The sequence below is a fragment of the Streptomyces sp. NPDC005794 genome (assembly GCF_042871445.1).
Lineage (GTDB): Bacteria > Actinomycetota > Actinomycetes > Streptomycetales > Streptomycetaceae > Streptomyces.
On record NZ_JBIAIN010000007.1, the window covers coordinates 252,304 to 275,601 of the forward strand.

At 69.7% G+C, this 23,298-nt stretch carries 23 protein-coding genes; 6 read left to right on the top strand and 17 right to left on the bottom strand.

From position 1 onward, the window contains the following. Nucleotides 1-97 precede the first annotated feature (97 nt). Nucleotides 98-1,285 (bottom strand): adenosine deaminase, encoded by a 1,188-nt coding sequence (locus ACFYQ5_RS14105; protein WP_389197317.1) that lies wholly within the window; start codon nucleotides 1,283-1,285, stop codon nucleotides 98-100. A gap of 102 nt (nucleotides 1,286-1,387) precedes the next feature. Here ACFYQ5_RS14105 and ACFYQ5_RS14110 point away from each other — a divergent pair, with 102 nt between their 5' ends. Beyond that, a complete protein-coding gene (locus ACFYQ5_RS14110; RefSeq protein ID WP_389197319.1) occupies nucleotides 1,388-2,146 on the top strand; it encodes an alpha/beta hydrolase in 759 nt (252 codons plus the stop codon). Nucleotides 2,147-2,162: 16 nt separating this feature from the next. Here the strand turns inward: ACFYQ5_RS14110 and ACFYQ5_RS14115 are convergent, their stop codons facing one another. Next, the gene (locus ACFYQ5_RS14115; protein WP_389197321.1) at nucleotides 2,163-3,116 is read right to left on the bottom strand and encodes a LysR family transcriptional regulator; all 954 of its coding nucleotides are present in this window, start codon (nucleotides 3,114-3,116) and stop codon (nucleotides 2,163-2,165) included. 62 nt (nucleotides 3,117-3,178) lie between these two features. On the opposite strand from ACFYQ5_RS14115, the gene ACFYQ5_RS14120 reads away from it, so the two are divergent. From ACFYQ5_RS14120 to ACFYQ5_RS14130, 3 genes are all read left to right on the top strand, one after another. Continuing rightward, the gene (locus tag ACFYQ5_RS14120; RefSeq protein ID WP_389197323.1) at nucleotides 3,179-4,486 is read left to right on the top strand and encodes an MFS transporter; all 1,308 of its coding nucleotides are present in this window, start codon (nucleotides 3,179-3,181) and stop codon (nucleotides 4,484-4,486) included. Between the two features lie 88 nt (nucleotides 4,487-4,574). After that, on the top strand, nucleotides 4,575-5,291 hold the full coding sequence (locus tag ACFYQ5_RS14125) for a L,D-transpeptidase family protein (protein WP_389197325.1): 717 nt from the start codon (nucleotides 4,575-4,577) through the stop codon (nucleotides 5,289-5,291). A gap of 97 nt (nucleotides 5,292-5,388) precedes the next feature. Next, nucleotides 5,389-6,381, top strand: coding sequence for a sigma-70 family RNA polymerase sigma factor (locus tag ACFYQ5_RS14130; protein ID WP_389197327.1), 993 nt, complete (start codon nucleotides 5,389-5,391; stop codon nucleotides 6,379-6,381). A 26-nt stretch (nucleotides 6,382-6,407) separates the two neighbouring features. On the opposite strand, the gene ACFYQ5_RS14135 is transcribed toward ACFYQ5_RS14130, so the two are convergent. The 14 genes from ACFYQ5_RS14135 to ACFYQ5_RS14200 all read right to left on the bottom strand — a co-directional run bounded on the left by ACFYQ5_RS14135 (nucleotide 6,408) and on the right by ACFYQ5_RS14200 (nucleotide 21,192). After that, nucleotides 6,408-6,707, bottom strand: coding sequence for an STAS domain-containing protein (locus tag ACFYQ5_RS14135; RefSeq protein WP_389197329.1), 300 nt, complete (start codon nucleotides 6,705-6,707; stop codon nucleotides 6,408-6,410). 62 nt (nucleotides 6,708-6,769) lie between these two features. Further along, complete coding sequence (locus ACFYQ5_RS14140; RefSeq protein WP_389197331.1) at nucleotides 6,770-7,360, bottom strand: Uma2 family endonuclease; 591 nt, start codon at nucleotides 7,358-7,360, stop codon at nucleotides 6,770-6,772. A 98-nt stretch (nucleotides 7,361-7,458) separates the two neighbouring features. Further along, a complete protein-coding gene (locus tag ACFYQ5_RS14145) occupies nucleotides 7,459-8,736 on the bottom strand; it encodes a thymidine phosphorylase (RefSeq protein ID WP_389197333.1) in 1,278 nt (425 codons plus the stop codon). 116 nt (nucleotides 8,737-8,852) lie between these two features. After that, on the bottom strand, nucleotides 8,853-9,251 hold the full coding sequence (locus ACFYQ5_RS14150; protein WP_389197334.1) for a cytidine deaminase: 399 nt from the start codon (nucleotides 9,249-9,251) through the stop codon (nucleotides 8,853-8,855). Next, nucleotides 9,248-10,513 (bottom strand): ABC transporter permease, encoded by a 1,266-nt coding sequence (locus ACFYQ5_RS14155; protein ID WP_389197336.1) that lies wholly within the window; start codon nucleotides 10,511-10,513, stop codon nucleotides 9,248-9,250. Before ACFYQ5_RS14155 ends, ACFYQ5_RS14150 begins: the two co-directional genes overlap by 4 nt. Then, complete coding sequence (locus ACFYQ5_RS14160; RefSeq protein WP_389197338.1) at nucleotides 10,510-11,628, bottom strand: ABC transporter permease; 1,119 nt, start codon at nucleotides 11,626-11,628, stop codon at nucleotides 10,510-10,512. The genes ACFYQ5_RS14155 and ACFYQ5_RS14160 overlap by 4 nt, the downstream gene beginning before the upstream one ends. Further along, nucleotides 11,628-13,211: an ABC transporter ATP-binding protein gene (locus ACFYQ5_RS14165; protein ID WP_389197487.1), complete on the bottom strand. Its 1,584-nt coding sequence runs from the start codon at nucleotides 13,209-13,211 to the stop codon at nucleotides 11,628-11,630. Before ACFYQ5_RS14165 ends, ACFYQ5_RS14160 begins: the two co-directional genes overlap by 1 nt. A gap of 239 nt (nucleotides 13,212-13,450) precedes the next feature. Next, complete coding sequence (locus ACFYQ5_RS14170) at nucleotides 13,451-14,503, bottom strand: BMP family ABC transporter substrate-binding protein (protein ID WP_351282010.1); 1,053 nt, start codon at nucleotides 14,501-14,503, stop codon at nucleotides 13,451-13,453. 204 nt (nucleotides 14,504-14,707) lie between these two features. Then, nucleotides 14,708-15,922 carry an amidohydrolase gene (locus tag ACFYQ5_RS14175; RefSeq protein WP_389197340.1) on the bottom strand — a complete coding sequence of 405 codons (1,215 nt, stop codon included), beginning with the start codon at nucleotides 15,920-15,922 and terminating at the stop codon, nucleotides 14,708-14,710. A gap of 161 nt (nucleotides 15,923-16,083) precedes the next feature. Then, nucleotides 16,084-16,494, bottom strand: coding sequence for a type II toxin-antitoxin system VapC family toxin (locus ACFYQ5_RS14180; protein ID WP_389197342.1), 411 nt, complete (start codon nucleotides 16,492-16,494; stop codon nucleotides 16,084-16,086). Further along, nucleotides 16,491-16,790, bottom strand: a complete 300-nt coding sequence (locus ACFYQ5_RS14185) for a hypothetical protein (RefSeq protein ID WP_389197344.1) — start codon at nucleotides 16,788-16,790, stop codon at nucleotides 16,491-16,493. The genes ACFYQ5_RS14180 and ACFYQ5_RS14185 overlap by 4 nt, the downstream gene beginning before the upstream one ends. 41 nt (nucleotides 16,791-16,831) lie before the next feature. After that, nucleotides 16,832-17,827, bottom strand: coding sequence for a MarR family transcriptional regulator (locus tag ACFYQ5_RS14190; protein ID WP_389197346.1), 996 nt, complete (start codon nucleotides 17,825-17,827; stop codon nucleotides 16,832-16,834). Nucleotides 17,828-18,259: 432 nt separating this feature from the next. After that, nucleotides 18,260-19,459: a hypothetical protein gene (locus tag ACFYQ5_RS14195; protein ID WP_389197347.1), complete on the bottom strand. Its 1,200-nt coding sequence runs from the start codon at nucleotides 19,457-19,459 to the stop codon at nucleotides 18,260-18,262. A gap of 116 nt (nucleotides 19,460-19,575) precedes the next feature. Then, nucleotides 19,576-21,192, bottom strand: coding sequence for an ADP-ribosyltransferase domain-containing protein (locus ACFYQ5_RS14200; protein ID WP_389197349.1), 1,617 nt, complete (start codon nucleotides 21,190-21,192; stop codon nucleotides 19,576-19,578). A gap of 224 nt (nucleotides 21,193-21,416) precedes the next feature. On the opposite strand from ACFYQ5_RS14200, the gene ACFYQ5_RS14205 reads away from it, so the two are divergent. Then, nucleotides 21,417-22,082, top strand: coding sequence for a macro domain-containing protein (locus ACFYQ5_RS14205; RefSeq protein ID WP_389197351.1), 666 nt, complete (start codon nucleotides 21,417-21,419; stop codon nucleotides 22,080-22,082). 155 nt (nucleotides 22,083-22,237) lie between these two features. Further along, nucleotides 22,238-22,552, top strand: a complete 315-nt coding sequence (locus ACFYQ5_RS14210; protein ID WP_389197353.1) for a DUF1330 domain-containing protein — start codon at nucleotides 22,238-22,240, stop codon at nucleotides 22,550-22,552. Here ACFYQ5_RS14210 and ACFYQ5_RS14215 read toward each other — a convergent pair. Further along, the gene (locus ACFYQ5_RS14215; protein WP_389197354.1) at nucleotides 22,520-23,155 is read right to left on the bottom strand and encodes a hypothetical protein; all 636 of its coding nucleotides are present in this window, start codon (nucleotides 23,153-23,155) and stop codon (nucleotides 22,520-22,522) included. The two genes, ACFYQ5_RS14210 and ACFYQ5_RS14215, sit on opposite strands and share 33 nt — an antisense overlap. Between the last annotated feature and the right edge of the window lie 143 nt (nucleotides 23,156-23,298).

The window sequence follows — 23,298 nt, forward strand, 5'->3', positions numbered from 1 at the left end:
CTGAAACGTAGCCAGCCCCGCACCCCTCCCGCAAACACGCCGGGACACGAAAAACGGCCGGGAAACAGTGCTCCCGGCCGTTCATCACTACGTACGATCAGCCTGCCGGGGAGGAAGAACCACTGGTCACGGCCGTCTGACGGAAGAGCCATTCCGACTTCAGTTCCGCGTACCCGGGCTTCACCACGTCGTTGATCATGGCCAGTCGTTCATCGAAAGGAATGAACGCTGATTTCATCGCATTGACTGTGAACCACTGCATGTCGTCGAGCGTGTATCCGAATGTCTCGGTCAGTCGCTCGAATTCCTGACTCATGCTCGTCCCGCCCATCAGGCGGTTGTCCGTATTCACCGTGGCGCGGAAATGAAGCCTCCGCAGCAGCCCGATGGGGTGCTCGGCGTACGAGGCCGCGGCGCCGGTCTGGAGGTTGGAGGTCGGGCAGAGCTCCAACGGGATCCGCTTGTCGCGCACGTAGGAGGCGAGACGCCCCAGCGTCACAGTGCCGTCCTCGGCGACCTCGATGTCGTCGATGATGCGGACGCCGTGGCCGAGCCGGTCCGCGCCGCACCACTGCAGGGCCTGCCAGATCGACGGCAGGCCGAAGGCCTCGCCCGCGTGGATGGTGAAGTGGTTGTTCTCGCGCTTGAGGTACTCGAACGCGTCCAGATGGCGGGTGGGCGGGTAGCCCGCCTCCGCGCCCGCGATGTCGAAGCCCACCACGCCCATATCGCGGTAGCGGTTGGCAAGCTCGGCGATCTCCAGTGCGCGGGCGGCGTGCCGCATCGCGGTGAGGAGGGCACCGACGCGGATGCGGTGGCCGTTCGCGCGGGCCCGGCGCTCACCCTCACGGAAACCCTCGTTGACCGCCTCGACGACCTCTTCGAGGGACAGACCGCCGGTGAGGTGCTGCTCGGGCGCGTACCGCACCTCCGCGTAGACGACACCGTCCTCGGCCAGGTCCTCGGCGCACTCCGCGGCCACCCGGACCAGCGCCTCACGGGTCTGCATGACGGCGCAGGTGTGGGCGAACGTCTCCAGGTAGCGCTCCAGCGAACCGGAGTCGGCCGCCTCACGGAACCAGATGCCGAGCTTGTCGGGCTCGGTCTCCGGCAAGGCGTCGATGAGAGCGCCTCCCATGCCCCCGGGGCCGTGGGAGCCCTGCGCGCGCGCCAGATCGACGATCGTGCCGGGGCGCAGCCCGCCGTCGAGGTGATCGTGGAGCAGCACCTTGGGCGCACGGCGGATCTGGTCGGGACCGGGGACATCGAGGGTCTGGCTCGTCATTCGGGCACTCTAACGCCTACGCGCGTAGAGCGCTGGCGCCGATGCGTAACAGTGACCGCGAAGCCAGGTGGAATACACCTCCCCTTCTGACACTGTTCTGTCATGGCACAGCGCGCACTTCCCCTGCCTGCCGCGAGGCTGGGACGGGCCGTCCTCACGGCCGGAGCAGCACCCGAGGTCAGCGGCGTGGTCCTGCTGCTCCCGGACGGCGAGACCGATTCCCGACGCCGTCCTTCCGCTTTTTCGTACGCGGCGCAGCTGCCGTTCGCCCGGACCCTGGCCCGCGCGGGCCAGGGTGAGGGGCTCGCGGTGCACGTCGTGCGCTACCGGACCCGGGGCTGGAACGCCGGCGCGGATCCGGCGGACGACGCCCACTGGGCGGCCGACGAGGTCCAACGCCGCTACGGCGACATCCCCGTGTGCCTCGTCGGGCACGGCATGGGCGGCCGGGCGGCCCTGCGCGGCGCCGGGCACGCCGCCGTCAACTCCGTACTGGCGATGGCGCCCTGGCTCCCCGAGGGCGCGGAGCCGGAACCCGAACCGGTGAAACACCTGGCGGGGCGCCGGGTCCTGATCGTGCACGGCACGAACGACGCGCGGACCGACCCGGAGCTCTCCTACCGGCTGGCCGAGCGGGCCAAGAAGGCCAACCGGGACACCTGCCGTTTCGAGGTCCACTCGGACGGGCACGCACTGCGCGAGCACCGGTCCGAAGTGGTGGCGCTGGCCTCGGACTTCATACGGGGTTCGCTGTTCGCCCGGTCGTACGCGCGCCCGGTCGCCGACGCGTTCGCCGCGCCCCCGCCGCTGGGGCTGCGGATGCCGCTCGCGGCGGGGTTCGGGCGGTCGCTGAGGCACTGAGGGCCGCGTGCCGGCCTCAGTCCGGCAGCAGGCTCCCCCGGCGCGACAGCAGGAAGCGTTTGAACGCGGCCACCGGCGGCGTGTCGGGGTGACCGTCCAGCCAGGCGACCCCGATCTCGCGGGCCGCGCGCGGCGCCGTCACCGAAAGCTCGACCACGCCGGGCCGGGCGACGGCGGGCGGCGGCAGCAGCGCCACCCCGAGCCCGGCAGCGACCAGGCCGCGCAGCGTCTCCGCCTCCTCGCCCTCGAAGGCGACCCGCGGGGTGAAGCCCGCCTCGGCACACAGGTCGTCCGTGATCCGCCGCAGCCCGTAACCGGGTTCGAGGGTGACGAACGTTTCGTCGGCGGCCTCGGCGAGCCGGATGCGCCGGCGCCCCGCCAGCCGGTGGTCGTCGGGGACGACCAGGCGCAGCCGCTGCTCGTCCAGGCGCGTGGCGACGAGATCCGGGGCGTCGGGGACGGGCGAGGTGAGGCAGAGGTCGAGGCCGCCCGCCCGCAGGCGCTCGATCATCGCCTCGCCGTAGTTCTGGACGAGCTGGAAGCGGACCCGGGGGTGGTCGACCCGGAAGGCGCGGATCAGGGCGGGTACGGTCTCGGAACCCATGGTGTGCAGGAAGCCGAAGGCGACCTTGCCCGCCGTGGGGTCGGCGTCGGCGCGTACCGAGTCGGCGGCCTTCTCCACCTCCGCCAGCGCGCGTTCGGCCGAGCCGAGGAAGGTGCGGCCCGCGGGGGTGAGCGAGACGGTCCGGCCCCGGCGGGCGAACAGGGCGACACCCAGGTCCTGTTCCAGCCTCACCATGGCCCGCGACAGCGTCGACTGCGGGACGCCGAGCTCGTGCGCGGCACGGGTGACGTGCTCGTGGCGGGCGACCGCCTCGAAGTACGCGAGGCGTGGCGCGAGTACGGCTCGGATGTCTTCTTCGTAACTGCTCGGTGACAGCCGGGACTGTGAGCTGTATTGATGCACCATGGGAACGATTATCGCTGTTTCATGCATTGGACGCATGAAACCGGGCGGTCTACGTTCGCCGTATGCCTCCTGCCAGTACCGGGGCGTCCACCATCGTGCTGGACGCCGCCGCTCCGTCATCCGCCGCCGTCGCCTCCCCGACCGTCCCGGACCGCCTCACCCCTGGTGGTCCCGGCTACCGCCGGATGAGTTTCGCGCTCTTCGCGGCGGGGATCGCGACCTTCGCCCTCCTCTACTCCACCCAGGCCCTGCTGCCCGCCGTCTCCGCGTCCTTCGGCGCGACGGCCGGGCAGGCGAGCTGGACGGTCTCCGCGGCGACCGGTGCACTGGCGTTGTGCGTCCTGCCGCTGAGCGCGCTCTCGGAGCGCTTCGGGCGGCGCCAGATGATGACGGCATCCCTGTCGGTCGCCGTGGTGATCGGGCTGCTCATCCCCTTCGCCCCGTCGCTCGGCTGGCTGATCGCGCTGCGCGCGATCCAGGGCGCGGCACTGGCCGGACTGCCCGCCTCCGCGATGGCCTACCTGGCCGAGGAGGTGCGGCCCAAGGCCCTGGTGGCCGCGATCGGACTGTTCGTGGCGGGCAACAGCATCGGCGGCATGAGCGGCCGCATCCTGGCCGGCTGGGTCGCCCAGCTCTGGGGCTGGCGGATGGCGCTCGGCGCGATCGGGCTGCTCGCCGTGGCCTGCGCGGTGGTCTTCCACTTCATGATCCCCAAGGCACGGCACTTCAGCCCCGCCTCGCTCAACCCGAAGGCCCTGGCGAAGACCGTCACCGGTCACCTCTCCAACCCGCTGCTGCGCAGGCTGTACGCGATCGGCGCCCTGTTCATGACGGTGTTCGGCGCGGTCTACACCGTGATCGGCTACCGGCTCGTCGAGGAGCCCTTCAGCCTCCCCCAGGGCATCGTCGGCTCGGTCTTCCTGGTCTACCTCGTCGGCACGCTCTCCTCGGCCGCCGCGGGCCGACTGGTCGGAAGGCTGGGCCGCCGGGGTGCGCTCTACCTCGCCGTGTCCACGACGGCCGCCGGTCTGCTGCTCTCCCTGGCGGACCAGCTGGCAGCCGTCCTGGGCGGCCTCGTCCTCATCACGGCCGGCTTCTTCGCCGGACACGCGGTCGCCTCGTCCTCGGTGAGCCGTACGGCCACCACGGGCCGCGCCCAGGCGTCGGCGCTCTACCAGACCGCGTACTACCTGGGCTCCAGCGTCGGCGGCACGCTCGGCGCCGTCGCCTTCCACGCCGGCGGCTGGTCCGGCACGGTCGCGCTGGGCGTCCTGGCGGTCCTCGGCGTCCTGTCGATCACCCTGTTCGGGACCCGGGCGGCCCGGACCGAGCGGCTCCGCGCCGCGTCCCCGGCAGCCGTGCACAACTGAGACCCGCCACCGCACAACCGCTGCTCCCCGACGCGTGTCCAACAAGCGGAGTCATACCGCGGGCGAACGCGAAGGGGAGCAGGCGTACATGAGAACCATGGGGAAGATACGCGGCGCGGGAGTGCGGCGCGGAGCCGTCCTGTCCGTCGCCGGTCTGGTGGCCGCTCCGGCCCTGGTCCTGGGCACCGGGACGGCGGCCGAGGCGGCGTCCTGCACGGCTTCGAAGGGGCCGTACCAGAAGCAGGTCGAGAAGTGGCTGAAGCGGACGGCCGACGGGAAGCAGTCGGCGGCCGACTGCAAGGCGATCCGCTCCTTCCAGACCGCGAAGGGCATCACGCCGAACATCGGGTACGCGGGGCCGGTCACCTGGCGCACGATGAAGACGATCACCGCCCAGAAGGCGGCCGGGAAGACCCCGAACAAGGCGAAGAAGTGCCCCACGAACAAGGGCCGCATCGCCTGCGTGGACCTGACCAGGCAGCTGAGCTGGATCCAGGACGGCACCAAGCTGAAGTTCGGCCCGGTGCCCGTGCGTACGGGCCGCAACGGCGACGAGACGCGGACCGGCGCCACGAAGATCTACTGGCGCAACATCGACCACTGGTCGACGCTGTACGACGTGCGCATGCCGTATGCCCAGTTCTTCGACGGCGGGCAGGCGTTCCACTCGGTCACCAAGTCCATGTACAACAACCCGGGATCGGCGGGCTGCGTCAACATGCGCCCGGCGGACGCGAAGTCATACTGGAATCTGTTGAAGAACGGCGACGACGTCTTCGTGTACGGACGCAAGCCCGGCACCTGAGCAGCGGCTTCCGCGCTTCCGGCCCCTGTTGTCAGTGCCCTGCGGTAGCTTCCGGAGTGCCGAGTGAGCGGTGTCACAGTGCAACAGGGGTGAAGCGATGAGTGATCAGGCGGCGACAGCGGAGATCGACAGCCGGTTGGAGGGACACCGGGTCGAACTGACCGGTTACTGCTACCGGATGCTCGGCTCCGCCTTCGAGGCGGAGGACGCGGTCCAGGACACGCTGGTGCGCGCCTGGCGCAACTTCGACAAGTTCGAGGGCCGTTCCTCCCTGCGCTCCTGGCTGTACCGCATCGCGACGAACGTCTGCCTCGACATGCTGAACGCGGGCAACAAGCGCGCCAGGCCGGTGGACCTCACCGGCCCGACACCGCTGGCCCAGGCCGCGCTGAACCCCCTCCCGGAGAACACCTGGCTGGAGCCGATGCCCGACGGACGCATCCTGCCCTCGGTGGCCGACCCGGCGGAGGCCGCCGTGGCCAAGGAGTCGGTGCGCCTCGCGTTCGTCGCCGCGCTCCAGCACCTGCCGCCGAAACAGCGTGCGGTGCTGATCCTGCGCGAAGTCCTGGCGTGGAAGGCGAGCGAGGTCGCCGAGCTGCTCGACACGTCGGTCGCCTCGGTCAACAGCGCCCTCCAGCGGGCCCGGGCCACACTGTCGGACACGGACAACGCGGCACCGGACACCGCGAATCCGCTCGACGAGGAGCAGCGCAAGCTGCTGGACCGCTATGTGGCGGCGTTCGAGGGGTACGACATGGCGGCGCTGACGGCGCTGCTCCACGAGGACGCCGTGATGACCATGCCGCCGTTCGACCTCTGGCTGCGGGGACACGACGACATCACCGGCTTCATGCTCAGCATCGGGGCGAGCTGCGCCGGTTCCCGCCTGGTGGCGACGGAGGCCAACGGCACCCCGGCCTTCGCCCACTACAAGCCGAATCCGGACGGGCCGGGCTTCGTGCCATGGGCGGTGCAGGTCATCGACATCTCGGACGGGGTCATCACCGGGATGCACTGCTTCCTGGACACCCCGCGCTGGTTCCCGCTGTTCGGGCTCCCCGACCACTTGGACGACGACGCCGTGTCATGAGGGTGGGACGGCCCGCTGAGCGTGGCTCACTCCGGACCCCACCGGACGTGAGCCGGCACATCGGCCAGCCCGACCAGGTCGAGCAGCTCCCCGAATCCGGGCGGGACGTTGCGCAGTCGCAGCTCGACGCCTCCGGCCCGGCGTGCGACGAGCCCCAGCCGGGCGACCGCCTCGACCAGGGCCAGGTCCGGGTGCACGACACCGCCCATGTCGCAGTCCACCACGGCCGCCGAGGGGCCGCTGAGCAGCGCCTCCAGCTCGGCGCAGAGTGCCGGCACCTCGGCGCGGGTGATCCGGCCGGTGACGACGAGGGCGTTCGGTGTCATGGCATCCACACCACAGAGACCGGCGGGATGCCCGGAACTCATCGCTGCCCGGCGAGGCGGGCTCAGCTGACCGGGAAGATCCCCGTGTCCAGATCCAGCCCGAAGGGCTTCGGCAGCGTCAGTGTCTCGCCGTACTCGACCGCTTCCAGGACGCGGTAGGTGCCGTCGCTCGGCTCTCCGTACAGGGTCGCGGTCGGGCGACCGGTGTGCCAGGGATCGAGCAGCAGGAACAGCTCGACGCCGGCCTTCGCGTAGCCGTGCGCCTTGCCGATGCGGTCGTGGTTGGCGTTGGCCGGTGAGGTGATCTCGACGACGAGGCGGACCTCCTCAGCGGGGACACGGTTCCCGGGGCCGGATGCCACCGCGCGCGCCAGGACGACAAGATCGGGGATGTACAGTCCGGCCCGCCCGGGCACGGAGACGCCCAGGGTCTGGTAGATCTCCCAGTCCTCCGGGATGACGGTGTACAACCTGCGCTGGAGCAAGGCTGCGGTTGTGTTGTGGTCCTTGGACGGCGGTGGCGACACGGTGACGATCCCCTCGATGATCTCCACCTTGCAGCCCTCGGGTGCGTCCGTCTCCTCCCAGATCCGGACGAGGTCGTCCCAGTCCTGACCGTGGCCCGGCCCGGGATCGACAGTGAGTGCGCTCATGGCGGTCTCCTCTTATCGGTGCGTCACCGATAACAGCATGCCGAACGGGACCAGTGGCGGTCCACCAGTCCCGTTCACCCGAAAGGGAAAGCCACAGGTCAGGCGATACGTTCCCGCACCACCGGCGTGGCGGTGAAGGGCGTACCGGCCGGCGCGATGTCGTACGAGCCGGGCAGGGCCTTCAGCGCGTACGCGAACTTCTCGGGGGTGTCCGTGTGCAGGGTCAGCAACGGCTGGCCCTCGGTGACCGTGTCGCCCGGCTTGGCGTGCAGCTCGACGCCCGCGCCGGCCTGCACCGGGTCCTCCTTGCGCGCGCGGCCCGCGCCGAGGCGCCAGGCGGCGACGCCGACGTCGTAGGCGTCGAGACGGGTCAGCACGCCCGAGGACGGGGCGCTGATCACGTGCTGCTCGCGGGCGACGGGGAGCTCGGCATCCGGGTCGCCTCCTTGGGCGGAGATCATGCGGCGCCAGACGTCCATGGCGGAGCCGTCGGCCAGGGCCTTCTCCGGGTCGGCGTCCTTGAGCCCGGCGGCGTCGAGCATCTCGCGGGCGAGGGCGAGGGTCAGGTCGATCACGTCGCGGGGGCCGCCGCCTGCGAGGACCTCGACGGACTCGCGTACCTCCAGGGCGTTGCCCGCCGTCAGGCCCAGCGGGGTCGCCATGTCGGTGAGCAGCGCGACGGTGCGTACGCCGCTGTCGGTGCCCAGCGCGACCATGGTGGAGGCCAGTTCGCGGGCGTCCTCGATCGTCTTCATGAAGGCGCCGGTGCCGACCTTGACGTCCAGGACGAGCGCCCCGGTGCCCTCGGCGATCTTCTTGGACATGATCGAGCTGGCGATCAGCGGGATGGCCTCGACGGTGCCGGTGACGTCGCGCAGCGCGTACAGCTTCTTGTCGGCGGGGGCGAGCCCGTCGCCGGCCGCGCAGATCACCGCGCCGGTGGTGTCCAGGACGTCCAGCATCTCGGCGTTGGAGAGGTGGGCGCGCCAGCCGGGGATCGACTCCAGCTTGTCGAGGGTCCCGCCGGTGTGGCCGAGCCCCCGGCCGCTGAGCTGCGGCACAGCCGCGCCGCAGGCGGCGACCAGCGGGGCGAGCGGCAGGGTGATCTTGTCGCCGACGCCGCCGGTGGAGTGCTTGTCGGTGGTGGGGCGGGAGAGCGCCCCGAAGTCCATCCGCTCGCCGGAGGCGATCATCGCGGCGGTCCAGCGGGCGATCTCGGTGCGGTTCATGCCGTTCAGCAGGATAGCCATGGCCAGCGCGGACATCTGCTCGTCGGCGACCTCGCCGCGGGTGTACGCGTCGATGACCCAGTCGATCTGCTCGGGGCTGAGCTCGCCCCGGTCCCGCTTGGTGCGGATGACGGAGATGGCGTCCATGGGCGGGGAGTCCTTCCGGCCGGATGGGTAGGCGAGAGTCCCGTTGACTCTACGCGCATAGAGGGTGAACGTTCCGCCGCGCCGTCCCCTCCGGAGGGGACGGCGCGGCGGAAGGGCTACCCCAGGTGCTGCGGCCCGAAGGCCTGCGGCAGCATCTCGTCGAGCGTACGGAAGCCGTCCGGCGTCTCCAGGACGAGGCCGGGACCGCCGAACTCGTAAAGCAGCTGACGGCACCGCCCGCACGGCACGAGCACCGCGCCCGTGCCGTCCACACAGGTGAAGTGGGTCAGCCGGCCGCCGCCCGTGGCGGCCAGTTGCGAGACCAGCCCGCACTCGGCGCACAGGCCGATGCCGTAGGAGGCGTTCTCGACGTTGCATCCGGTGATCATGCGGCCGTCGTCGACGAGGGCCGCCACACCGACCGGGTAGCCCGAATACGGGGCGTACGCCCGGGACATCGCGTCCCGGGCGGCCTCGCGCAGCACGTCCCAGTCGACGGGCTGTGGGGTCGTCACTTGCCCTCACCCTTGCGGTACGGCACGCCGTCCGCCTTGGGCATGCGCAACCGCTGGGCGGACAGGGCGAGGACCAGCAGCGTCGTGACGTACGGCGCGGCGTCCACGAACTGGCTCGGCACCTGGTCCGTGAGGCCGTACCAGGTGAACAGCACACCGGAGATGACCGCCGAGATCACCGCGCTCACGTACTTCTTCCGGTACAGCTGCCAGAACACGACGATCACCAGGAGGATCGCCAGGAGCAGCAGCATGGCGTGGACGTTCTCGGCACCGCCGCGGAGCTTGAGGCTGTCGGTGAAGCCGAAGAGCCCGGCGCCGAGTGCCATGCCGCCCGGCATCCAGTTGCCGAAGATCATCGCGGCGAGGCCGATGTAGCCGCGACCGCCGGTCTGGCCCTCCTGGTAGATGCTGGTGGCGACGATGGCGAGGAAGGCACCGCCGAGTCCTGCCAGACCGCCCGAGATCGTCACGGCGATGTACTTGTACTTGTAGACGTTCACGCCGAGGGTCTCGGCCGCCACCGGGCTCTCACCGCAGGAGCGGAGCCGCAGGCCGAAGGCCGTGCGCCACAGCACGAACCAGGTGACGGGGATGAGCAGCAGGGCGACGACCGTGAGCAGCGACAGCCCTGTGACCAGGCCTCCGACGATGCCGGCGAGGTCGGAGACGAAGAACCAGTGGTGTTGTTGCAGGTCCTGCATCCAGTCCGAAAGACCCGGCACGGTGATCTTGTCGATCTCGTCGAGGCGCGGGGACTGCTTGGAGGAGCCGCCGGGCTCGTCGGCGAAGGTGAAGTTGGAGAGGTAGCGGGTGACGCCGACGGCGAGGATGTTGATGGCCACACCGGAGACGATGTGGTTCACGCCGAAGGTGACGGTGATGACGGCGTGGAGCAGTCCGCCGAGCGCGCCGCCGATGATGCCGAAGAGGACGCCCATCCACGGGCCCCACTGGAAACCGGCCCAGGCACCGAACCACGTGCCGAGGATCATCATGCCTTCGAGGCCGATGTTGACGACGCCGGCCCGCTCGGCCCAGAGTCCGCCGAGGCCCGCCAGACCGATCGGGACGGCGAGTTCGAGGGCGCCGCTCACCTGGCCCACGGAGGTCACGTCGTCCGCACCGCTGATGAGGCGCACCAGCGAGACGAGGGCGAGCGCACCGGCGATGATCAGGAGGACGACGGGCAGGGACAGCTTGCGCCGTCCGCCGCCCTTCGGGGCGGCTACGCGTGCGGCGGAGACTTTGCTGGTGCTCACAGGGCCGCCTCCTTCTCGGTGGTGAGGGCGTGGCCGGCGGCGAGTTCCTCGCCGACCTTCTGCTGCTGGCGGCGGGTCCCGTAGCGCCGGACGAGCTCGTAGCTGACGACGACCGAGATCACGATCAGGCCCTGCATGATCGTGGCGATCTCCTTCTCGAAGCCGAACTGGTCGAGGGGCGACGACGCCTTGTCCAGGAACGCGATCAGCAGGGCGCTGAGCGCGATGCCCACCGGGTGGTTGCGGCCGAGCAGGGCGATGGTGATGCCGGTGAAGCCGAGACCGACGGGGAAGTCGAGGCTGTAGGTGTGGGTGTCTCCCAGCAGCGTCGGCATCCCGACGAGACCGGCGACCGCGCCGGAGATCAGCATCGACGTCAGGATCATCTTCTTGGCGTCCACACCGGACGCCTGGGCGGCGCTCTCGCTGGCGCCGGTGGCGCGCAGGTCGAAACCGAACCGGGTGCGGTTCAGCACGAGCCAGTAGACGAGGCCGCAGCCGACGGCGACGAAGGTGAAGCCGTAGATCTCACCGGCTTCGGGGCTCAGGGGCAGCCCGGGGAACCAGCCTGCCTCCGGGATGTCGCCCGTCGTCAGGTTGTTGGAACCCGCCGCCTGCTCACCGAAGTTCTTCGGCAGGATCAGCCAGGCGATCAGCGAGGTCGAGATGGAGTTGAGCATGATCGTCGAGACGACCTCGCTCACGCCCCGCGTGGTCTTGAGGATGCCGGCGATGCCCGCCCAGAAGGCGCCGACGAGCATGGCCACGATGACGATCAGTGCGATCTGGAGCGGCCCGGGGAGGCTGACGCTGGCGCCGACGAGGGCGGCCATCATCGCCGCGAGGCGGTACTGCCCGTCGACGCCGATGTTGAAGAGGTTCATACGGAAGCCGACCGCGACCGCGAGGGCGGCGAGGTAGTACGTCCCGGCCTGGTTGATGATCAGGACCTGTACGTCGCTGTACGACACCTGCTCGAACAGCAGGCGGTACAGCTCGAAGGGGTCGCGGTCGGAGACGAGCAGCACCAGGGTGCTGAGCACGAAGGCCACGACCAGGGCGAGCACCGGGCCGGCGAAGCCCAGGATCAGCCGGTCCTTGTCGAATTTCCTCATCAGGCCTCGTCCTCCGGGGCTGCTTCGAGGTGACCGGCGGCGGCACCGGTCATGGCCGAGCCCAGTTCCTCGGGTGTGATGGTGGCGGGGTCGGCGTCGGCGACCAGCTGCCCGCGGAACATGACGCGCAGGGTGTCGGAGAGCCCGATGAGCTCGTCCAGGTCCGCGGAGATCAGCAGGACGGCCAGCCCTTCGCGGCGTGCCTCCCGGATCTGGTCCCAGATCTGCGCCTGCGCGCCGACGTCCACACCTCGGGTGGGGTGGGCGGCGATCAGGAGCTTCGGGTGGTGGCTCATCTCGCGGCCGACGATCAGCTTCTGCTGGTTGCCGCCGGAGAGGGAGGCCGCGGTGACCTCGATGCCCGGGGTGCGCACGTCGTACTCACGCACGATCCGCTCGGTGTCGGCGCGCGCGGCCTTCGGGTCGAGCAGCCAGCCCTTGCTGTTGGGCTTCTCCGTGACGTGGCCGAGGATGCGGTTCTCCCAGAGCGGGGAGTCCAGCAGCACCCCGTGGCGGTGGCGGTCCTCGGGGATGTAGCCGATGCCGCCCTCACGCCTCTTGCGCGTGGGGGTGCGCGTGATGTCGTCGGCGTCCAGCGTGATGACTCCGCCGTCCGGGTTCCGCATGCCGACGAGCGTCTCGATCAGCTCGGTCTGCCCGTTCCCCTCGACGCCCGCGATGCCCAGGACCTCACCCTTGTGGATCGTGAAGTCCACGTCGGACAGGACGTCGCGCACGGCCCCGTCCGGGTCCGTCACGCTGAGGCTGAGCCCTTCGACGCGCAGCATGGGCACGTCGGTCACCGTCGACTCGCGCGTCTCCGGCGAGGGGAGTTCGCTGCCGACCATCAGCTCGGCGAGCTGCTTGGTGGTGGTCTGCGCGGGGTCGGCGGTGCCCACCGTGGTCCCGCGCCGGATCACCGTGATCTCGTCGGCGACGGAGAGGACTTCGCCGAGCTTGTGCGAGATGAAGATGACGGTGAGGCCCTCGGCCTTGAGCTCGCGGAGGTTCGCGAAGAGCGCGTCGACCTCCTGCGGGACCAGTACGGCGGTCGGCTCGTCCAGGATGAGGATGCGGGCGCCGCGGTAGAGGACCTTGAGGATCTCCACGCGCTGACGGTCGGCGACGCCGAGGTCCTCGACGAGTGCGTCGGGCCTGACCCCCAGACCGTAGGCGTCGGAGATCTCCCTGATCTTCTTGCGCGCCGCGGAGCCGATGCCGTGCAGCTTCTCGCCGCCGAGGACGACGTTCTCCAGGACGGTGAAGTTGTCGGCGAGCATGAAGTGCTGGTGGACCATGCCGATTCCGCGCGCGATGGCGTCACCGGGGTTGCCGAACGAGACCTGCTCGCCGTCCACGGCGATGGTGCCCTCGTCCGGCTTCTGCATGCCGTAGAGGATCTTCATCAGGGTGGACTTCCCGGCGCCGTTCTCACCGACGAGGGCGTGGACCGTTCCCTTGCGTACGGTGATGCCGATGTCGTGGTTGGCCACGACTCCGGGGAAACGCTTGGTGATGCCGTGCAGTTCTACGGCAGGGGGACTGCTGGACGCGTTGATGACGCACTCTCCTTGGCCGGACAGGAGCGGGGGCACAGGGGCAGGGGGCGGGGTGAAGTTATCGCGCCTGAGGGCTGTCTACACGCGTAGTGCTGCCGAATCGTGAAGCGTAGGCGCACGGCACGGTCCGGACGCGGGGTTCCGGGCCTGTGCGAGCAGGGCACTGCGAAGGGCACAACTTCCTCGACGGGCACCCCACGGGCCCGGAGCGGCGACTGCGCGCGCTCCGGGCCCACGGGAAACCAGCGTGACGACCGGGATCGTTACGGGGCGGACTTGACGGTGATCTTGCCGTCGATGATTTCCTTCTTCGCCTTGTCCACGGCGGCGATGACCTCGGTCATCTCGGTGAAGGCCGGGTTGGACGAGGACAGGCCGACGCCGTCCTTGTCGAGGCCGTAGCGCACCTCACCGGACTGCGGCTTGCCGTCCTGGACGGACTTGATCAGGTTGAAGACGGAGTCCTCGACGTCCTTGGTGACCGAGGTCAGGATCGACGCCTTGTAGGCGGCGAGGCCCTCCTGCTTGTACTGGTCGGAGTCGACGCCGATGTTCCACTTGCCGGCCTTGGAGACGGCCTCGATCGCGCCCGAACCGGCGAGACCGGCCGCCGAGTAGACCACGTCGGCACCCTTGTCGAGCTGCCCCTGGGCGGCGGCCTTGCCGAGGTCGGGCTTGGAGAAGCCGTCGAAGTTCGGCGGCTGCGTCAGGTACTGGGGCACGACCTTGACCGAGGGGTCGGTCTCCTTGACGCCCTGCTCGAAGCCCGCCTGGAACTTCTTGATCAGCGGGGTCTCGACACCACCGATGAAGCCGACCGTCTTGGTCTTGGTGACCTTGGCCGCGGCGACACCCGCGAGGTAGGAGCCCTGCTCCTCGTTGAAGACGATGTTGGCGATGTTCTCGCCGGTCACGGAGGCGTCGTCGATGATGCCGAAGGTGACCTTCGGGAACTTCGGCGCGACCTTCTCGATGGCGGGGGCGTAGGCGAAGCCGACGCCGATCACCGGGTTGTTGCCGGCGCGGGCCAGCGCGGTGAGGCGCTGCACCTTGTCGGCGTCCGCCTCGCCGTCCGACGGCTCGGCCTCGGTGCCCTTGACGCCGAGGTCCTTCTCGGCCCGGGCCAGACCCGCGTAGGCGGCGTCGTTGAACGACTGGTCGCCGCGGCCACCGATGTCGTAGGCGATGGCCGACTTCTCGGCCTTGGAGTCGGAACTACTGCTCGACGAGGAGGACGACTCGCCACACGCCGTGACGCTCAGCGCGAGTGCCGCGGACATGACGCCCACGGTGGCAATCCTGGTGATCCGGCGCAAGGGAAGGCTCCTTCAAACCTGACCGAAGCGCCTCTTCCGGCGCTGGTTTCGCCGCGATCGTAACGCGCGTAGATGTCAGGTAAGGACCTGTACGGAAGCCGTTATCGGATCGTCGCGAACAGGAGGTGTCCTGTCCGGTTACAAGCCGTTACCAGCAGGGAACACGATGCCATCCGGAGGGGTCCGCACCGCTGACATCCCACGTCAGGCGTCCAGCAACGCGGCGGCGGTGAACAGCTCCACCCCCACGGTGATCGCCTCCTCGTCCACGTCGAAGTTGCCCCGGTGCAGGTCCAGGCCACGCGTGTCGCCCGGTGTCCGCACCCCGAGCCTCGCCATGGCACCGGGGATCTTCTCCAGGTACCAGGAGAAGTCCTCGCCGCCCAGACTCTGTTCGGTGTCCTCGATCGCATACGATCCGCGGCGAATGGTCATCGCGGCGTCGAGCAGACCGATCGTCTCGGCCTCGTTCACCACGGGCGGCACGCCACGGATGTAGTCGACCACCGTCTTGGCCCGGTGCATTCCGGCCACCTCGTCGATCGCCGCGTGCACCAGGTCCGGTGCCTGCCGCCAGCTCTCCAGATCGAGGCAGCGAACCGTCCCGGACAGCTCGGCGTGCTGCGGGATGACGTTCGGCGCGTGCCCGGTCTGCAGCCGTCCCCAGGTGAGCGCGAGGCCGGCCCGCGCGTCGACGCGCCGGGCGAGCAGCGCGGGTACGTCGGTGGCCACCCGGGCCGCGGCGGTGACCAGATCGGTGGTGAGGTGCGGCCTGGCGGTGTGCCCGCCGGGGCCGTCGAGCGAGATCTCCACGCGGTCGCAGGCCGAGGTGATCGGCCCGATCCGGAGCCCGATCCTGCCCACGTCCACCTTGGGGTCGCAGTGCACCCCGATGATCCGCCCCACCCCTGCCAGCACACCGGCCGCGACCACGTCGGTGGCGCCGCCGGGCAGCACCTCCTCGGCGGGCTGGAACAGCAGCCGCACCGGGCGCGGCAGCAGCCCCTGCCGGTCGAGCTCGCTGAGCACGAGGCCGGCTCCCAGGACGCAGCTCGTGTGGACGTCGTGCCCGCAGGCGTGCGCGCGGTCGGGCACGGTGGACCGGTAGGAGACCCCCGCCTTGGTGTCCGGGATCGGCAGCGCGTCGATGTCGCCCCGGAACGCCAGCATCGGCGTCACGCCGTCCCACTCCCCCACGTCACAGACGAGGCCCGTGCCGCCGGGCAGCACCTGCGGCTCCAGGCCGGCCTTCTCGAGCCTGGCCTTGATCGCCGCGGTGGTGCGGAACTCCTGGTTGCCGAGCTCAGGGTGCATGTGCAGATCACGGCGGAACGCGATGAGCTCGGCACGCAGGTCGTCGGGCAGGGCGCCGGGCAGGACGGCCTCGGCGTGGGGCGCACGGGACTTCAACTGGTTCACCTAGTCAAGGGTAGGCCCCTGATACCCACAACTAACCACTGATCGACAAAAGTTCAGCCGCTCAGGGGAACCAAAGTCGGTGTTGCGGCGTGTGGGGAGGGGTTGAGATGGGTATGCTCCGCCGCCGTACTCAAGGAAGCTCGATGGGCACCGCGCCCGGCTCAGGGCAGCACGTGCAGTGCACCTGCGTGATGCGGCTTCACGTCGGTGAAGTGCCGTCGGTCGATCGTTGCGACCCTGTCGGTACGAAAACGCTCCGCAACGGCGATGACCGAGGCGTCGACAGCTCCGAGCGGGAAGTCCGCGTACTGGATGATCAGCGCACTCATGCGGCGCAAGTCATCGTTCGTGAGCTGCACCAGCTCGAACGTGCCCTGGACCACCTGCTCGATGAAGGCCGCCTCGACACGTGGCCAGCGCTCAAGACTCCGGCTCACCTCGGCAAGGACCGTGCTGGGCAGCAGCTTCCGCCCCCGCAGCCCGGTGAGGAATTCGACGCACCGCTCGTGGTGCTTGTCGTTGGAATTGAACGCAGCCAGCAACGGCCCGGTATCGAGAACCGTCGCGGTCACTCGGCGGTGCCCTCGTCTCGCTCCATGCGCGCACGGATGTAGTCATCGTGACGCTCCGCGTAGTCAGCGGGAGCGCTGATGCTGCCGAACAGCGCTCGGAGGCCGTCCGGAAGCACGTCCCCCGCCATCTCGCCCTTCGTCTCAGCACCACCCTCACCAGCAGCTGACGGAATTTGCTGATCGACCTCGGAGAGCTCGTCATCCTGCGTGATGATCAATCGCAGACGCTTCACCTGTCGAGGGCTGAGCCGGTCCATCAAGTGGTGCAGGTGCTCGTAATCGTGTGCCGCGGTCATGCGGTCAAGTCTGGCATGGGTGCGCCTCCGCGTCCCGGCAGTCATGGCTGCCTCAGCAGCTCACGCAGGCCTCCGACGTACGCCGCCACGTCCCGCTCGGCGGGCGGCTCGGGAGCGGTCGTGGTGTCGGCCGGGGCGACGGTGCGGCAGGAGCGGCAGAGGCCGTCGGGGAGCGCCTCGGGGCGGCCGGGTGCGCCGCACTCCGTGCACTCGACCATGGGGCGGCGCTCGGGCGCCCCCGGCGCGGCCGGGGCGGGGGCCTCGGGCAGCAGGGGTGGGAGCTTGTCGCGGAGCCGACGCCTGAGGAACCCGACCGGCGAGTCGACGGCCGGCGGGAGCCCCGCAGTGAGTGCCTGGACCAGGTACTCGGCATTCACCCCCCGCGCGAGCCAGGCAGCAGCAGCCTCCTCCAGCGCAGAACAGTCGGCGGCGGAGAGCGCGAGGCGGGCGTCGGTCCGGCCGAGCTGGGCGAGGGCGAGGTAGGCGGGCGAGGGTGCGTCGCCAGGGGCCTCCTGCGGCGTCGGCTCCGGCGCGGGTGCCGGTTCGGGCTCGTGGGTCCGCTGCTGCGGTACGGCGGGGGCGGACGTGGCGGCGGGGGCGGACGTGGCCGCGGGGCCGGACGGGGCCGCGGGGGCGGCGCCGAGGAACGTGGCCCACCACTCGTTGTCGCGGGCGGTACGGGACCAGTAGGTGCGGGTGATCCAGCGGATCTGGCCGCCCCCGGCGTCTGCGGGGCACCGCACGTGGCGCAGGTGTCCGGCCACGCCCAGGGCCCTCAGCGCGCTGCCCACGGCCATCTGCCCGTACAGCGGCAGGGACTTGGCCAGGGACTTGATGTCCATGGCCGCACCGTCGGGCAGGTGGTCGACGTATCCGGCGACGTACCGCTCGCGCTCCGGCAGCAGGGCGAAGTCATCGGCCCGGGGCGGGCGTTGGTCCGGCGCGGAGCGCTTGCCGTAGCCCGGGTTGGCCTTCGCGTACGGGCGGGAGGGGGGTGCGGGGGCGCGCAGGGCGGAGTTAATGTGCTGGATAGCCACGAGATCGGGTCCGTTCGATCTTGGGGTGAGACCCCGGCACGGTGCTACCAACACCACGTCGGGGTCGTTCAGTTGTGGGCACCGTAAGCATTCGTGACGTTGCGCCGCAAGCTGGTCACGATTAGTCATACTTGCTGGCCGTGACGGGTCCGGGAGGGTGGGGAGGTTCTCTTTCCACCCTTCTTTTCCCTACCGGACGACTACACGTCTCGGGTCCCGGCCCTCGAATCCCGACCCCCGGATCCCGAAGCTCAAGCGTCGGGCTCGCGCCCGTCCACGTACCCCCGGACGAGTGAACCGCCCGGTCCCGGCGCTCGGATATCGAGACTCGGGGGCCGGGACTCGGGGCCGGGGGCCGGGACTCGGGACCGGCACGTGCGGCTGTCGCCGAGGTGTACGCGTATGCCGGGCGATAGCCTCGGACGGTCAGCTTCAGACCTTCCCCTCCCGAACCGGACAGCCGGACCCGGTCTGATGCAGAATTTCGACGGAGAGCAAGTCCTCCTTGCCCTTGAAGGCGTCCGCGACCACCGGATCGGTGGGGAAGACCATCTCTGCTGAGACATTGTCCTGAACGATGCGGGCGAGGTTGTCCAGAGCGACGAAGACCGGGTCCCGAGGCACTTCGACGGTCGGCAGGTCGATCAGGTGCGTGGCGGCCTTCGCCGGATTCATGCATCGTCTGATGATGATCGACGCCTGATTGAGCTCGGACGTCGTCCAGATCGAGAGCACGACCGCATACAGGTCCTTCCACGCCTCCTCGCCGATCTTGACCCGCCACTCGCGCATGAGACCTTCCACACCGGAGATCTGCGCCGCAGCCGCGAACTTCATGTTCACGCGGATGCTGGGGTACGTCCTGCCCGAGAACTCCTGGAACGACGCCATGTCGAACATCCCGTTCATCACGGAATCACCGATGAACGTGAGCGCTTCGTCGAGGATCTTTCCGCAGGAGGCTTCCAACTCCTGCGGCAGATCGGCTTTTCCGAGCTGCCGACGCGCAGTCCTGAGCGTGGCAGCGTAGCTCCGGAGTGGGCTGATCCAGCCCTCCGCCCGGGGCCCCTCGAACGCGACCATGTCCAGGTCGTGGGGGTCGATGCGGTCGGCGTTGGGAACATTGGGCACCGTGTCGCCCACGTAGGCGGCGATGATCGAGAAGATCCCCTGAGGTACATGACTGATCGACTTCGCCAGCTCGAACAGCTCGGGCACCGGGCTGACGGATTCCCGTTCGCCGCCCTGATGGATCAGGGTGAACCTGCCGCCCGTGGCATCGTTCTGGACGACGATCACGGGACTCAAGCGGCTGATCAGTGCGGACTTGAGTGCGGCATAGCTCGACCGCATACCGACGTTGGCGGCGCGCATCGCGTCGCGGGCCTTCAGCTCGGCGTCCGCCGCCGTCGCCCCCGCAATCGACGTGGCGGCGGCCGGTGGGGTGATACCGAAGAGCGTCGCGGCACCGGCCGCCGACATTCCGTCGATGAATCCTCTGCGTGTGACCATGCCCTGTCCTTCTGCCGGGCGAGGCCCGGGCCGACCGACCGCACGAACCTCGCCGCGCAAGCTCGGCGACCGACCATGGGCAGTGTCCCGAGAGAATGGGCGTGGGGCGGTGTACGCCACGCACATGCGTGGCATGAGCCTCGGCTGACGGCGTGCGTGCCGCCGTCAGCGATGCCGGACATCGGCAAGCCGGCTCGTCGGCCTGTCCAGGCGAGGGGATTACCCGTCGGCGCTGTTCAGGACACCAGGCTCTGCTCCTCCAACTCCGTCAGCTTCACGGTGCACAGGCCGCCGCGTTCGGCCTTCACCGCCGTCACCTTCAGCTGCGTGCCCGGCGTGAGGATGAACTCCTCCTCGCCCGTGAAGGCGGAGAAACGTCGGATGCCCACCGCCCTGGCGGGGGTCACCTCGAAGAGTGTCCGCTTGCCACGGCTGCCGAGGAAGGACCGCGCCACGCCGACCTCGGACGTGCAGGAGGACACCCCCCACCAGGTCACCGTCCGGCCGAGTGGGTACTGCGCACGCAGGTCCAGTGACACTCCGCGCCACAACGGCCGCGTGTGCGCGGGGAGCTGTGAGACCGCCGAGAACAACAGTCGTAGGTAGGGGAGGTACGGGACGACCTTCGCGCGGTCCGGGGAGCGCAGGACGGCGTTGATCTCCCGGTAGAACGCGGACTCGCAGGTGTAGAGGTAGAGGGCGGCAATCGCGTCGGCGGACAGCTCGCCGGCTGCCTCGTCGGCACGCCTCTTCCCGAATTCGTGCGACTGCTGGACGTGCCGGTCGATGCCGGCCAGCAAGGATGCGACCGGACCGACGGCCTCCGGGAAGTCCAGGAGCGGGGTGTCGAAGACACCGGTGATCGCGGGCAGGACGAGCCCTTCGTCCTTGACGCCCGCGAGCCGGTCCAGATACAGCTGATGCAGCTCCATGGTCGACGCGATGAACGCCCCCATGCGTTCCGCGACACCGTCGCCCGCCCCGTCCGGCCCCTCCCCGACCGCGTTCCACCCCTTGCTCGGCAGCCAGTCGATCTCGTCGGCGCCCAGCGAGTCGAGTGCGGCGTTGACCGTCCCGAAGTGCTCGCCCTCGCAGAAGATGTCGCCCTGCGCGGCGGGGTTGGGGTGGTCGATGTGCCGGACCTCGACGTCCGGATACTTCTTCTGGAGCCGGAGGACGACGTTCTTCAGACTGCGTGCGTGAGCGCCCCACCAGGCGAAGACGACGTAGCGGTCCTCCGGCTCGGCGTTCTGTTTGGCCTTGAGGATCTCCTCGACGATCCGCTCGACGGCCGGGCGCCAGAACCTGGTGTGCTGGTCGGTGGCCATCGCACCGTCGCTGCTGGCGGTGAGTGCCGCGTTCAGCAGCAGTACCCCCTGCGTGAGCATCGCCTGGAACCACTCCGGCGGCTGGACGGCGTCCTTCTCCTTCAACAGCGCGCGTACATCGGCGATCGGGGTCTTCTTCGGTATGCCGTACTTCCACATCGCCGCTGCCTTGATGATGCAGCGGATGCTGACGACCCGGCCGAACTGGCTGTCCTTCCAGTCGTGGAAGGTGTTGTCGAACATCGCGATGCCGGTGGCGCTCTCCGGCCTCGGGTAAGGGTTCTGGCCGAAGACGACGACCTTCCACTTGTGCGGGGGATTCGGCTTGAGCGCCTGGAAGGTCAGCTCACGCACCGGTACGACTCCCGGCCCCCGGCCCGGGCCGATGAACTCGGCGGCATCCGCGTGCGATTCGATGACCGGCTTCAGCAGGGGGAGCCACGGTTCGCCGCCGCCGTCGAACAGGTCGGCGAGGGCCAGCGGGTCGTTCGGGTCGGGCTGGGACGGGGTGGTGACATCGCTCATGGTGGAGGCGCTCCGCGGGGTCGGTCCGGGCTGGGTTCGAAGTCGTCGGCGCGGTCCGGCGCCGTACGCACCGTGGTCCCGCATACGAGGAGTTATAGCCGTCGCTACTGACAGCGGAGGTGTGCCCGGCTTCCGGTCGTGGGTGCGCTGTCAGTGGCGGGTTGTAGCGTCCTGATCAGTGGGAGAACACCTCTTGATCGGAGCGAACGATGTCCGCGAACCGCATGCAGTCGCCACCTGTCCGGGTGGTTCTGGCCGACCTCAACGCCGATGTCGTGGAGGCCTGGCGGGCCGCGTTCGCCGACACCCCGGAGATCGAGATCCGCCAGGGGTCGATCCTCGACGAGAAGGTCGACGCCTGGGTCAACCCGACCAACTCACGCGGCCGGATGGACGGTGGCGCCGACGCCGCCATCAAGCGACACCTCGGCGCCGGCATCCAGCTGCGCGTGCAGCGGGCGATCCGCGACGGGTTCGCGGGGAACCTCCCCGTGGGCAGCGCGGTGTGCGTCCCGTCCGGAGCGGTCAACCCGAAGTTCCTCATACCGACCCCGACCATGGAGGGGTCCTCGCAGAACGTCAGCGAGACCCTGAACGTGGCCCTGGCCTGCGCCGCCGCCTTCCAGGCGATCCATCAGCAGAACAGGAAGGCGCCGGGGAGCATCGAGTCGGTGGCGCTGGTCGGCATGGGCGCGCGTACCGGCCGGGTGCCGGCGCGGGTGTGCGCCAACCTGATGTGGACGGGCTACACCCTGTACAACGACTACCGCTTCGAGGACTACGACGAGCTGCGCGGCACGATCACCGCACAGCTCCACGACATCGAGGCCGCGCCGGCCACGGAGCGCGTCCGCATCGACCCCACCAGGCGCGGCGCGGCCGGTCGCTGAGAGGTGGGCACGCTGGTCGGGAGAGGGCTCGCATTCGGTCCAAGGACGAAGCGGAGTGGGGGAGTTCGTGCGCGGCGAGGTGTCCGGCGGCAAGATGTCCGTATGGCAGACACTGTGTCCGCCCTGGCCGCCCTGGCCGAGAACCGAGGAGTCTCATGCCCGCGTACGTCATCGTCAATGTCGATGTGCTCGACGAGGAGGCCGGCCTGGCCTACGCGGCCGTGGCCCAGAAGTCCGTCCTCAGCCACGGCGGCCAGTACCTGGTAGCAGGCTCCACGCCCCAGCCGGTCGAAGGCACCTGGGACTCCTCCCGGTTCATGGTCATCATGTTTCCCGGCATGGACCGGATCCGGGAGTGGTACGACTCCCCCGAGTACCGGCGCGCCCGGGAGATACGCGAGGGCAAGGCTCGGGTGGGGATGCTGTTCGTCGAGGGCTCACCGCCTGAGGGCTTCTCCCTGCCGTCCTAGCCACGGGTCCGACTCCGGCTTCAGGCCGAAGGCGTCGTCGAGTCGCGCCTCGGCCGTCTTGAGGCTCTTGACGCCCTTGTCGAACATGTTCCACCCGTACGCCGCCTGCCCGGCCTCCTGGGGCGACTGGATCATGGAGTTCTCGGGGACCGAACCGAGTACGTCGCCGGCCCCCCTCTCCAGGTGGTCGAGCGCTGCCGACCAGGCTTTCTGGGTTTTGGGATCGGGGATGGAGCCGAACACGCGGGCGGTGCGCACGGCTTCGAGGAGGTCCTCGAAGTCCACGGTCACGATGCTCAGGTCTTCGGTGGGACGACGGGCCTCGGCCCTCACGGTCTCGCCGATCAGACTGGTCATCGCCGTACCGCCGCCGTACTCGTACCAGTGGTCGACGGCCTCGGCGATCTCGGCGGCCGTGCTCGGTGTGGGCGAGACGGTCGGGGTCGGGGTCGAAGTCGAGGTCGGGGTCGGCGTCCGGGTTGGTTGCGTGGCCTGCGTGGCGTCGGGCGGGGCCGCCTCGGAGCCGGCTCCCGTACAGCCCGTGAGCAGCACTGCGGCGGCGACCACGGACCACAGGGCGCGGACGCGTCCGGGCCGGCTCACCGCAGGCTCCTCGTGACCCGGCCGCCTGCCCGGATCGCCGCAACTCGACTTCGTAGCATCGCACTTCCCCCTCGTACGGCATGGGGGATCAGCCCCCCGGAGTGGTCGGGGCGGCCCGTGCACGGCCGCCCCGACGACGACGC

Excerpts from the sequence above, each read along its gene's own strand:
- ACFYQ5_RS14125 (WP_389197325.1), top strand. The coding sequence starts at position 4,575 with ATGAGAACCATGGGGAAGATACGCGGCGCGGGAGTGCGGCGCGGAGCC.
- ACFYQ5_RS14130 (WP_389197327.1), top strand. The coding sequence starts at position 5,389 with ATGAGTGATCAGGCGGCGACAGCGGAGATCGACAGCCGGTTGGAGGGA.
- ACFYQ5_RS14140 (WP_389197331.1), bottom strand. The coding sequence starts at position 7,360 with ATGAGCGCACTCACTGTCGATCCCGGGCCGGGCCACGGTCAGGACTGG.
- ACFYQ5_RS14210 (WP_389197353.1), top strand. The coding sequence starts at position 22,238 with ATGCCCGCGTACGTCATCGTCAATGTCGATGTGCTCGACGAGGAGGCC.
- ACFYQ5_RS14105 (WP_389197317.1), bottom strand. The coding sequence starts at position 1,285 with ATGACGAGCCAGACCCTCGATGTCCCCGGTCCCGACCAGATCCGCCGT.
- ACFYQ5_RS14145 (WP_389197333.1), bottom strand. The coding sequence starts at position 8,736 with ATGGACGCCATCTCCGTCATCCGCACCAAGCGGGACCGGGGCGAGCTC.
- ACFYQ5_RS14120 (WP_389197323.1), top strand. The coding sequence starts at position 3,179 with ATGCCTCCTGCCAGTACCGGGGCGTCCACCATCGTGCTGGACGCCGCC.
- ACFYQ5_RS14135 (WP_389197329.1), bottom strand. The coding sequence starts at position 6,707 with ATGACACCGAACGCCCTCGTCGTCACCGGCCGGATCACCCGCGCCGAG.
- ACFYQ5_RS14185 (WP_389197344.1), bottom strand. The coding sequence starts at position 16,790 with ATGACCGCGGCACACGATTACGAGCACCTGCACCACTTGATGGACCGG.
- ACFYQ5_RS14205 (WP_389197351.1), top strand. The coding sequence starts at position 21,417 with ATGCAGTCGCCACCTGTCCGGGTGGTTCTGGCCGACCTCAACGCCGAT.
- ACFYQ5_RS14200 (WP_389197349.1), bottom strand. The coding sequence starts at position 21,192 with ATGAGCGATGTCACCACCCCGTCCCAGCCCGACCCGAACGACCCGCTG.
- ACFYQ5_RS14115 (WP_389197321.1), bottom strand. The coding sequence starts at position 3,116 with ATGGTGCATCAATACAGCTCACAGTCCCGGCTGTCACCGAGCAGTTAC.
- ACFYQ5_RS14160 (WP_389197338.1), bottom strand. The coding sequence starts at position 11,628 with ATGAGGAAATTCGACAAGGACCGGCTGATCCTGGGCTTCGCCGGCCCG.
- ACFYQ5_RS14110 (WP_389197319.1), top strand. The coding sequence starts at position 1,388 with ATGGCACAGCGCGCACTTCCCCTGCCTGCCGCGAGGCTGGGACGGGCC.